A 3,456-nucleotide genomic window follows, 5' to 3' on the forward strand; every position below is an offset into this window, starting at 1 on the left:
ACAAGGAAAATGCTAGAGTTTATGCAAGAGAGAATTCATAACGCACAATCCCTTAGAGTCAATCCAAGTAACTCCTTAGACTTTCACGCACAACAAAATCTTAGCACAAAAGAGAGAATTAAACAAGCGCGGGATTTAGGAGTGAATGCAAAAGAACAGGCACAAAAGAATAAAGAATTACAAGAGCATAAAGAAATAAGTCAATCCCAAAACGACAATTTAAACTTGCAAACGATTGACAAACACAAGCAAAAAACAATAGAAAAGATAGATTCTTATGCTAAAAGTGATGCGTTTAAGGCTTTAAGCAAAGATAAGCAAGAAGCTATTTTAAGCCTTAAAAGCATAAAGCCAGGTATAATGCCCGATGAGATAAGCAAGGATAATTTAGAAAATATACTTAAGCATTTTAATTCTAAGCAAGATAAGGCGCAAAGGGAGTTTTATGCGAAGTTATTTAACGATACTAAGGAAAATCCGCACATTGTTTTAGAGGTAAAGCGTGAAAATGAGCTAAGACAAGAATATATCAAGGCTTACCAGCATAAAGATACGCACGATTTGTATTATATAGCAATTACAAAGGATAAGGACACGATAAATGTTACGGGTTATCCTATTACAAAAATAAAAGATGTGATAAATCAAATCAAAAACGCAGAAAAAGTAGTGTGGAGGCAACAAGGAGACCAAGCCCACACCGCCCTAGTTTCTAAAGAAACTCAAAACCTTGAAAGCGCAAATGAAAGTATATCACAAAACAATCCTTTACAAAGCAAAAAAGCTGAGACTAGCAAGGGAATCAACTCTGCTAGTAGCATTACGCCAAGTAAAGAGAATTATTCTTTTACAACTCAACATAATGGCATTATACCAAACCAAACTAAAAATAAGATTTATAGCATAGAGCTAGAAAGCTTGAGTCCTACTCCCAAAAGCTCGCCGCACACACAAGCAGGAGTAGCGGTTGAAGCTCAAGTAACCCGAGATGTTGTGCGCCCAAACGCTAATATTGCTAAAACCGATGGTGAGATTATACTACAAAATGATAGTGGAAATAAAAAAGAATTGCAAAGCCTTAATTTGATTGAGTCTAAAACAAGTGAAAACATTGGAACTAACGCAAAGCAAAGCCCTGTTACTTCACTTAACCAAGACGCAATTCTACCAAAAAATGCTTTAGAAAAAATGCAAATAGAGTATCAAAATGCGCAAAAGGATGTAGAGATTAAACAACAAAGCATACAAGACTTTTTGAATGCGAACAAAGATTTTCACGCCCTTATAAAAGACGTAGAAAGGCTAAAATGGAATAGGATTTCTGAGGGTTTCCCTGATATTTTGCGTGTTAGAGATGCAGTGCAAACGCTATTCCTTAAAACTCCAGAGAGTGTTATGGATGAAACATTGGGTAATTTTTTAGAATTTGAAATCGCGCGCACAAGCCCTCTTACATACCAACAAGGATACAAGCTTGCACAAGAATACGAAAAGCTACACAACGATTTATTACATACATACACCAAACGCGCAAACATAGAAGACGCAATAGAGCAACAAAAATATGCTAAGGGCTTAAATGCTAGGCTTAAAAACTTTGAGAACAAGGATATAAAAAAGCTTGAAAATGAGTTTTTAAACTTCACACAAAGCGTCCAGCATATTTTTCAACAAAGGGAAAAACTCCAACAAAAAGTAGATGCAATACACAAAGAGTGGGAAAGGGCAAGCGATGAAAACGCACCAAAGGCAAAGTTACTAGCGATAGCTAAAAAATATAATGTGGCTAAAAAGAAGCTAGAGGATTTTCAACAAAGCAAGGAATACAAAGATGCATTTAATAAATCCAGTCAAATGCAATTCCAAATATGGAATAAGAAAATACAAACCATAAAGCAAACTTATTTAATGGATGAGGATTTAGCGGGTAAATTTTTACTGCTAAGAAATGCAGAGATTGATAAGCAAAGTTGGCATTATTATGGCGATGCTTTTGCGATTTATAGAGCAAAATTAGAAAACTTTTTTAACATTAACCCTACAAAAGAATTTGGAACAAACTATGCAGAATATTACCACGATGGAAAAGGTGGAATTGTAAAGTTAATGAATGAAGCACAAGCGCATAAGGGAAAAGAACCTTTTAAAGGACAAGTCGCAGGAGCATTTTACAGGGAGGAGTTAGGCGATATTGATTTAGTGTGGGGTGAAGTAACAGACGCACAAGCGCATAAAGGCTATGGATTAGCGCATATTTTAGATAAAAGAATAGCTGAGTTTATGGAACAAGGATTAAGCAAAGCAGAAGCGGAAGCAAAGGCGTTGGAACTAATACGCAATATCCCCAATATCGTAAGCGATGGAAAGGTTGTAAAAGATAAAAAGGGCAGATTGAGAATTGAGCTAGATAATCAAATTTTGGGAATTAAGGATAATTGGCACGGAACGCCGACAAATAAGTGGATTATAACAACTTATGAACCTAGAGAGAGTGCGGAAAGTTTATATGCGTCTTCCGCAATTACAAAAGGCGAGACTCTGCCTTTAAACTCTAATCAGATTATACCACAAACCACACAAAAAAAGAGCCCCAACGCACAGAATTTCGACCAAGTTACGAACTCAAAAGAGCTAGGGAATGGAAACAATCTATCCCTAAGGGGCAAAAATAATTCTAGCGCAAAAGAGATTTTAAGTCAAAGTCAGATTAAAAGTAATAAAGACAAAGATGACGCCCTTAACCCAGCGTATTCGCACCAAGTTAAGCATAATACTAACACTTCAAGCGAGACTGGTGCTAGTGGCGATAAGGACATTATACCACAAACAACACAAGAAGCAAAAATCAAAGAAAAAGATAACCCATCTAGCATTCACTTTAAATTACAAGACGCACCAAAAGAATCGCAATTAATGCAAAGCTTAGATAAAGTTGCGCCAAGAATCGCGGATGAAACAAGATTAAATCATTTAGAGTATAGCTTAAGGGAAGCTAGAGTGCGTTTTGCCTTAACAAATAAAGACAAAGAGAATGCAAAGCTTTTTGATAAAGTACTTGTTGTCGCACAACAACTAGGTGTGAAATTTGACAATAAAGGCACAAGTTTAAAAGGTGAGTTAGGGCATTTTAATCCAAAGACAAACACGGCAAAAGTCTTTACAAAAGGGGAAAAAGAAGCAGAGACTATTCTACACGAATTAATCCACAGCGTAAGCAATAGGGCAATACATACGAGTCCAAAAGATTTAACTCCCTTGCAAAGAGAAGGGGTTAAAGAAATCCATACACTCTTTGAAAGCTTTAGCAAAGAGAAACATCTTAAAGAAATGTATGCGCTAAGCAGTGTGGATGAAATGCTAGCGGAGTTAAGCAATAAGGCTTTTAGAAAGCTACTAAGGGGGCGGAATGTTTTAGAGAGAATCTTTAATGCAGTTGCTAAGATTATTTTTAAAAGG

The 3,456-nt window shown here is 36.2% G+C and carries 1 pseudogene; it reads left to right on the plus strand.

Annotated features, from left to right (window positions below):
- Positions 1 to 21: 21 nt before the first annotated feature.
- Positions 22 to 3,456: pseudogene (locus tag MRZ19_RS03205) on the plus strand (hypothetical protein); the annotation flags it as partial.

It is taken from the genome of Helicobacter sp. (assembly GCF_022770205.1).
Lineage (GTDB): Bacteria > Campylobacterota > Campylobacteria > Campylobacterales > Helicobacteraceae > Helicobacter_D.